Raw genomic sequence first — 7,609 nt, forward strand, 5'->3', positions numbered from 1 at the left:
TATGGTTTTTTCTTTTTGGGTGGCTGAAACTGATTTAATAATAAGTTAGGGTGTGAGAACCGGATGTGGTTTTTTTTACGAATGTTTTCTTTACTGAAGGGGGGTTACCGGCATGTTGCCGGTAAAACATTTTTGGGAATTGTCATTACTGCTATTTATGTAGCACAGGCTTTTGCTGTGGCAAAGGGGCTTAATAGTATTTTTCTCAATAAAAGCCTGCAGGGCCTGGGAGCCATCCTGCTATTCATTAGTTTGTTGGTAGCTATTCGCGGCCTATTGCATTGGCTAGATGAAATTTACGCTAAAAGAATTGCCTTTTTAGTCAAAAGCAAGCTTAGAGAGCGGCTGTTTGAGCATATTCTGCACCTGGGACCCGCTTATCAGCAGAGCTACCGGAGCGGTGGCCTGCAGGCGGTGCTTACCGAAGGTGTAGAGTCACTGGAACCGTTTCTTACTTCCTATATTCCGCAACTCCTTATTGCTTTGTTTGGCTCTGGTCTGATTGCCGTTTATATCTGGCATTTGGACTGGCTGGTAGGGGTGGTTGCCTTGAGCGGGGTATTGATCGCTGCTTTTTTTCCGATGCTGATGAGCCCGTTTGTGGGGAAAATCCTGCTGGATTACTGGCGTTCTTATGCCCGGCTTAATGCCCAGTATATTGACGCTATGCAGGGGTTACCAACCTTGAAGGTGTTTAATGCCAGTCAAAGAAAAGCACTGGATTTGGACGAGGAGGGCTGGCGGCATTACCGCCATTCTATGCAGGGACTGGGGACGGCATTGTTTGACAGTGCTATGGTTAAATGGGCCGGCGCTGCAGGTACAACCCTGGCCACCGGGGTAGGAGCCTGGCGGGTGGCTTCCGGCATATTACCATTAGCTGATTTGTTTGTTATCCTATTTTTGACAATCGAGTGTTTTCGGCCGCTCAATGACTTAGTTATGTTCTGGCATCGCAGCTTTTTGGGTCTTGCTGCAGGCCGGGAGATTTTTGCCGTACTGGATTCTGCGGTAACGGTGAAAAACCCATTAACTGCTGTTACCAAGACCCTGTCAGCTCAACCATCAATTGAGTTTAAGAATATCACGTTTTCCTATGAGACCGGCAAGCGGCCCGCGCTGAAAGATGTCTCTTTCAGGATCAATCCCGGGGAAACTGTAGCTGTGGTTGGCAAGTCGGGTTCCGGTAAGTCTACACTGGTTAACTTGTTATTACGCTTTTTTGATCCGCAGCAAGGCAGTGTGGTACTTGATGGCCGTAATGTCAGAGAGTATTCGCTGGCTGAGCTGCGTAGCCAGATTGCCGTAGTTTTTCAGGATACCTATCTTTTCTACGGCACAGTAGCCGATAATCTGCGGATTGCCAAGCCTGATGCCACTGAAGAAGAGCTGGCCCGGGCCTCCCAATTGGCACAGTCCCATGGTTTTATCACAGAGCTGCCTGCTGGATATCAGACTCAAATTGGGGAGCGGGGGATACGGCTTTCGGGTGGGCAAAAGCAACGGCTGTCTCTGGCGCGGGCCATACTGAAAGATGCGCCGGTACTGGTGCTGGATGAAGCGACTTCTAATGTGGACGGTGTTAGTGAAGAACTCATTCAGCAAGCATTAGAGGGTTTGACAAGCCAGCGTACTACGCTGATTATTGCTCACCGGTTATCCACTATTCAGGGAGCAGACAGGATTGTTGTGTTAGATGACTGTGAAGTCAGGGAAGCAGGCACCCATCAACAATTACTGTCAGCCGGAGATATTTATGTACAGTTGGTTAGAGCCCAGCATGCCTAAAGGAGGAGTTTGCGTTGTCTATTTTACTGGAAAAAATGAATTTGACAGGCTGTGTCAGGCTTATGCCATATTTAAGGCCTTATCGCATTGGGTTGGCGTTATCGGTGTTATGCGGGATATCACATCACCTGCTGGCTATTGCCGGGTCATCGCTGGCAGCATACCTGGTAGGTTTGGCAGCTGCAGGCCAGGGGACAGAAGAGATTAGTGGGCTGTTGCCGGTACTGGCTGTTGTGGTCACTGTGCGTGTCATCATGCACTTTGCCGATATGTGGGTAGCTCACGATGTTGCCTTTAAAATATTGAAAGACTTTCGCGGTCAGCTATACCGGGCGGTGGAAAAAGTAACCCCAGCCTACCTTCTGAATATGCGTTCAGGCGATCTTGCTTCAACACTGATGTCGGACACCGAGGTTCTGGAATGGTTTTTTGCCCATACAGCAGGCACATTTTTAGTGGCAGTAGTAGCAGCCACCGTGACACTTGTCGCGATGGGCTGGATTCACTGGCTACTGCCGTTAGTGGTTATTCCCTGGATGCTCTTGTTGTTCAGTGTGCCACTGTGGCTGCGAAAAAAGGCTGACAGACAAGGGCAGGATGTACGGACCAGAATGGCTGGAATCACTGCAGAAGTTGTAGATGGCGTGCAGGGGTTGCGAGAAATCGTTTCCTATAATTTTGCCGGAGGCTTTCTGCAAAGATTAAGACGTCAGTCTGAGGGACTGGATCAAAGTCTGATGGCTTATGGAAAAAGGCTGGGATTAGAAGGTGCTTTGCTTAATACCTTTACAGCTATGGCTATTATATCAGTACTCGGTACAGCCGCCTATCTGATTGTTGAGGGGCAGATGGCTTTTTACTGGCTGCCTGTGTCAGTCATTATGGCTGCAAATATTTTTGCCCCGGTACTGGAGCTAACTGGGATGGGGAGAAATTTTGGGCTCATCCTGGCGGCAGCTAACCGGGTATTTACCGTGTTGGAAGCCAAAGAGACAGTGCGGTTTATCAATGAGGGGAGTTTGACCGGTATTAGGGCAGCCAACATTCAGTTTGAACGGGTTTCCTTCACTTATGGCAGGGATTTGCCATATGTTTTGGATGGTGTAAATTTCTCAGTGGCTGATGGCGAATCGGTGGCCCTTATTGGACAATCCGGAGCAGGAAAAACAACCTGTCTTAACTTGTTGCAACGCTTCTGGGATGTGGAACGGGGCCAGATTACTGTCGGTGGGGTAGATCTGCGGGATATGTCGGTGGAGGACTTGCGTGGGTTGATTACTATTGTGCCACAGGATGTTTATTTATTTAATACCACTATGTTAGAAAATATCAAACTTGGTAAGCCAGAGGCTTCTTTGGAAGAAGTCTATGCTGCCGCCCGTGCCGCTTACATCCATGAGTTTATTGCCGGGTTGCCAGAAGGCTATGACACCAATGTCGGTGAACGGGGACTAAGAATGTCCGGGGGTCAGAAGCAGCGGGTAGCCATTGCGCGCGCCTTATTGACCGACGCCCCTATCCTGATTATGGATGAGGCGTTAGCCAGCCTGGATACCGAGAATGAAAGGCTGCTACAGGAATCTATCAAAAACCTGCGCCGGGGCAGGACTACACTTATCGTAGCCCACCGCCTCTCTACCTTCCGCGAGGCTGATAAGCTGATTGTTCTTGATCAGGGGAAGGTTGTACAAACAGGCCCGCACACAGTACTTATTAAACAACAAGGGTTTTATCGCGACTTTGTTTCTTCACAGGTTGCGGCAGGTTGATTAGGATAATATATTAGGAAAAATGTGAGAGAAAGTAGATGATTACAATGAATTGGAAACGGTCCTTAGAGAAACTATGCTTACTAGTACTAGTTTTTGTCGTAGCTATTACCGCTCTAACAGGCTGCTCACAGCAAACGGCAACGAAAAAGGATGAGCAAATACAGGTAACCGATCTTGCGGGGCGGGAAGTAAAGATCAAAGCTCCTGCCAATAAGGTAGTACTACAGTGGAGCGGCAGCGGCGGGGGATTTATTACCATGTTGGCTCTGGCGGGAAAAGATGCCCCACAAAAGATTGCTGGCTGGGACTATGGTTTAAGAAACTTTCGGTTTGACATGTGGAAAAAGTATTCTGAAGCCATGCCGGAGCTAGAAAAAATTCCGGATGTTGGGAATATTGATCAGGATAGCTTTAGTGTAGAGAAGGTCATTAGCTTAAAGCCGGACGTGCTTGTTCTGCCTTTAGGTTTAGTAAAACAATCCCAGGATATTGTGAAGAAGCTGGAGACTGCGGGAATACCAACTGTATTTATTGATTACCACACTGAAAGTATCGAGAATCATACCAAAAGTATTTTGTTAATGGGGAAAATTCTTGGAAAAGAGCAGCAGGCGCAGGAACTTGCCACCTATCACCAGGAGCAGGTTAATAAAATTTATTCGCGTTTAAAGGCTATAAATAAACCTAAACCCAAAGTTTATGTGGAGGTTGGGTCAGAAGGGCCGGCTACCTATGGTAATACTTACGGTAACTCAATGTGGGGGGCCTTAGTGGAGCAATGCGGTGGTGTCAATATAACCAAAGATAAATTTGAAAAGTGGGGTCAAATCAATCCTGAGTTTTTACTGAAGGCTAATCCGGATATTATCATTATTACCGGCTCATATTGGCCGAAGAAGCCGGAATCAATGCGTTTGGGATTTATGTCCGACACTGTAGAATCGCAAAAGCTGCTTGAGGCTTTTACCAAACGCACAGGTTGGTCAGAGCTTAACGCTGTTAAGAATAAGCAAGTGAGTTCTATCCACCATGGTATTTCCCGTGAGGTCTATGACTTGGTGGTTATTCAATATCTAGCCAAAAGGTTTTACCCGGAAGAGTTCAAGGATGTAGACCCGCTTGCAAGCTTCCAGGAATTCCACAAGAAGTTTCTGCCTGTTGAATTAAGCGGTATCTGGATGATGGAGTTGCAGAATTAAGCCAAGGAGAATAGGTATGGAATTAGTAAAAGACCGAGTAGTATATCATAGTATTATTGCCCGGAAATGCTCCTATTTGCTGTTGGTTGCAGTGGTATGTATGGTGAGCTTGCTTGTGGATGTGTTAGTGGGGCCGGCTTGGTTATCCATATCAGATGTAGTTATGGCAATTCTTGGGGCAGGTTCGGTTGAACCGACAACCGAGATTATTGTCTGGACCTTGCGACTGCCAACGGCCTTGATGGCTGTTGCTGTTGGGGCAACACTTGGTATCGCCGGGGCTGAGATGCAGACTATCCTGGACAATCCGCTGGCTAGTCCTTACACCCTGGGAATATCGGCAGGTGCAGGCTTTGGTGCGGCCTTAGCCATTGTCGTGGGGGCAGGTACACTGCCAATATCTGAGGATTATCTTGTGCCTATCAATGCTTTTGTTTTTGCGCTGTTAACCTGTTTGTTAATTTACTTCATTGGCCGGGCAAGGGCGATAACAGCCGAAACTATGGTATTGGCCGGGATTGGTCTGTTGTTTCTCTTTCATGCCTTGTTGGCTTTACTCCAATATATGGCCTCGGCCGAAGCCCTGCAGGCTATTGTATTTTGGCTGTTTGGCAGCTTGATGAAGGCAACCTGGCCTAAGGTGGGGTTAGTTGCGGCAGTTCTGGTGATTGCTCTTCCCGTGCTTGCCAAAGATGCCTGGCAACTTACTGCCTTGAAGCTGGGTGATGAGAAAGCCAAAAGCCTGGGGATAAATGTTGAACAGCTGCGGTTAAAAACCTTTGTACTTATTTCACTATTGACTGCATCGGCAGTATGTTTCGTAGGTACAATCGGGTTTATTGGTTTGGTTGGTCCGCATATTGCCAGAATGCTGGTAGGTGAGGATCAGCGATTCTTTTTGCCGCTATCGGCTCTGGGGGGAGCCTTATTGCTTTCCGTTGCTTCGATTGGCAGTAAAATGATTATTCCGGGTGTAATTTTCCCAATCGGGATCGTTACATCGCTGATTGGTGTACCTTTCTTCTTTTCGCTTATTCTAACGCAGAAAAGAGGGTATTGGTAATGCTGGAAATAAGTAATTTATCGTTTGCTTATGGCTCGCAATCAATATTAAAGAATATTAATCTTACTTTCCGCCGGGGAAAGATGACGGCTGTTATTGGCCCTAACGCTACAGGCAAGTCTACCCTGCTTAAATGCATCTGCGGCATCCTGCGGGGACAGGGGGATATTTTGATAGATGGTAAGAATTTAAACCTTCTTAAACCACAGGACAGTGCGAATCAAATTAGTTATCTCTCTCAAGAGGGGTGTGGCAAAGCTGTTTTGAGTGTTTTTGAGGTTGTCCTTTTGGGAAGGGTACACTCTTTATCACTGACAGTCAATGATATCGAAGTGAATTATGTTTTAAAGATTCTCAGGCAATTAGGCATCGAAGAATTAGCTGCCAGGAATATTTGTGAGTTAAGCGGCGGTCAAAGGCAAATGGTGTTTATTGCGCAGGCATTGGTAAGAGAACCTAGCATCTTACTCTTAGATGAACCGACAAACAGTTTGGATTTGCATCGGGAGCTGGAAATGCTGGAGCTAATCAAGGAACTGACAATCACCAGAAATCTGACGACTGTTGTTACCCTGCATCAACTTGATATGGCAGCCCGTTATGCCGATGAAATTGTTGTATTGTCTGAAGGTGAGGTGTATGCAGCCGGGCAGCCTGCAGCAGTATTGACTCCGGTTATGCTCCGGACAGTGTATCAGGTAAATGCCGCTGTTCAGCAGGCCAGTGATGGCGTTCCTCATGTTATGGCAATGAGTTCGATAAAATAGAGGAGAGAAAGATTGATGACTTTCCCAGTCTAATTACTACGAAATAAAGGAGCGATAAGTATGTTGGAAAATCGCATTGAGAAGTATTGGGATAAACGGGCTGACAGTTATAATGAACTTGTTCAGAAGGAAATGGCGGGCGGAAAAAAAGAAGCATGGGAGTCGCTGCTGCTTAAATATACGGGGACAGGCGAAAATCTTCAAGTATTGGATGTGGGGACCGGGCCGGGTTTTTTTGCCATATTGTTAGCTGGTCTGGGTTATTCGGTTACAGCAATAGACAAGTGTGAAGATATGCTGAAGCGAGCCCGGCAAAATGCAATGTCAGTTGGGAAAAATATTCGATTTTTAAAAGCAGATGCCCATGCTGTTGATTTACGTACAGGGAGTATTGACTTGATCGTATCAAGGAATGTAACCTGGCTTTTACCCAATCCGTTAGAGGTATACCAGGAATGGTACCGGCTCTTAAAACCAACGGGAAAAGTTCTGGTTTTTGACGCCAATTGGCATTTGCGTATTAGCGATCCGGAATTACAGCAACAGTGTGATAAATATCGCCAGCTTGCCATTGAAAAAGGTTATCAAGACCAATTTACGCCAGAGCAGCGGGCAGAAAGTGATGCGATTGCCAGGCAGTTACCTTTATCTTATGAGAAACGTCCGGTATGGGACCTACAAGCTTTTCAGCAATGCGGTTTTCAACAGATTGAGATCCAGGAGAATATTAGTTGTTTAGTTGATGATGAAATACAACAAATTCTCTATTATCCAACACCTATGTTTGCTATCTGTGCTTCTAAATGATAAAAGAAAGTCTGTAGTTGAGCTGAACAGGGTAGCCCCCATTTTGGTGCTGGCTGGATTAGGGCCGCGATTAATAAGGCAAGCCAATAATCCCTTATGTACCATTAATTTACATTAGGCCTAAAGAAAGAATATAATTCAATAAAAAAGTTAATATTTATACAATTTTTTCGAACTATATTGCATCCTAATAACGAGTACGTTATAATATGT

At 46.2% G+C, this 7,609-nt stretch carries 6 protein-coding genes; all 6 read left to right on the top strand.

Annotated features, from left to right (window positions below):
- Window positions 1-63: 63 nt before the first annotated feature.
- From VN379_RS17830 to VN379_RS17855, 6 genes are read left to right on the top strand one after another with little or no spacing between them, the layout of a single operon-like run.
- Window positions 64-1,788, top strand: coding sequence for an ABC transporter ATP-binding protein (locus VN379_RS17830; RefSeq protein WP_325536278.1), 1,725 nt, complete (start codon window positions 64-66; stop codon window positions 1,786-1,788).
- Between the two features lie 14 nt (window positions 1,789-1,802).
- Window positions 1,803-3,557 (top strand): ABC transporter ATP-binding protein, encoded by a 1,755-nt coding sequence (locus tag VN379_RS17835; RefSeq protein WP_325536280.1) that lies wholly within the window; start codon window positions 1,803-1,805, stop codon window positions 3,555-3,557.
- A gap of 38 nt (window positions 3,558-3,595) precedes the next feature.
- Entirely contained in the window at window positions 3,596-4,759 is a 1,164-nt protein-coding gene (locus VN379_RS17840) for an ABC transporter substrate-binding protein (RefSeq protein WP_325536282.1), read from the top strand.
- 16 nt (window positions 4,760-4,775) lie between these two features.
- Window positions 4,776-5,822: an iron ABC transporter permease gene (locus tag VN379_RS17845; RefSeq protein WP_325536284.1), complete on the top strand. Its 1,047-nt coding sequence runs from the start codon at window positions 4,776-4,778 to the stop codon at window positions 5,820-5,822.
- Window positions 5,822-6,589, top strand: coding sequence for an ABC transporter ATP-binding protein (locus tag VN379_RS17850; protein ID WP_325536286.1), 768 nt, complete (start codon window positions 5,822-5,824; stop codon window positions 6,587-6,589). The genes VN379_RS17845 and VN379_RS17850 overlap by 1 nt, the downstream gene beginning before the upstream one ends.
- A 60-nt stretch (window positions 6,590-6,649) precedes the next feature.
- The gene (locus VN379_RS17855; RefSeq protein WP_325536288.1) at window positions 6,650-7,396 is read left to right on the top strand and encodes a class I SAM-dependent methyltransferase; all 747 of its coding nucleotides are present in this window, start codon (window positions 6,650-6,652) and stop codon (window positions 7,394-7,396) included.
- The last annotated feature ends 213 nt before the right edge of the window (window positions 7,397-7,609 follow it).

The sequence above is a fragment of the Sporomusa sp. genome (assembly GCF_035561255.1).
Lineage (GTDB): Bacteria > Bacillota > Negativicutes > Sporomusales > Sporomusaceae > Sporomusa.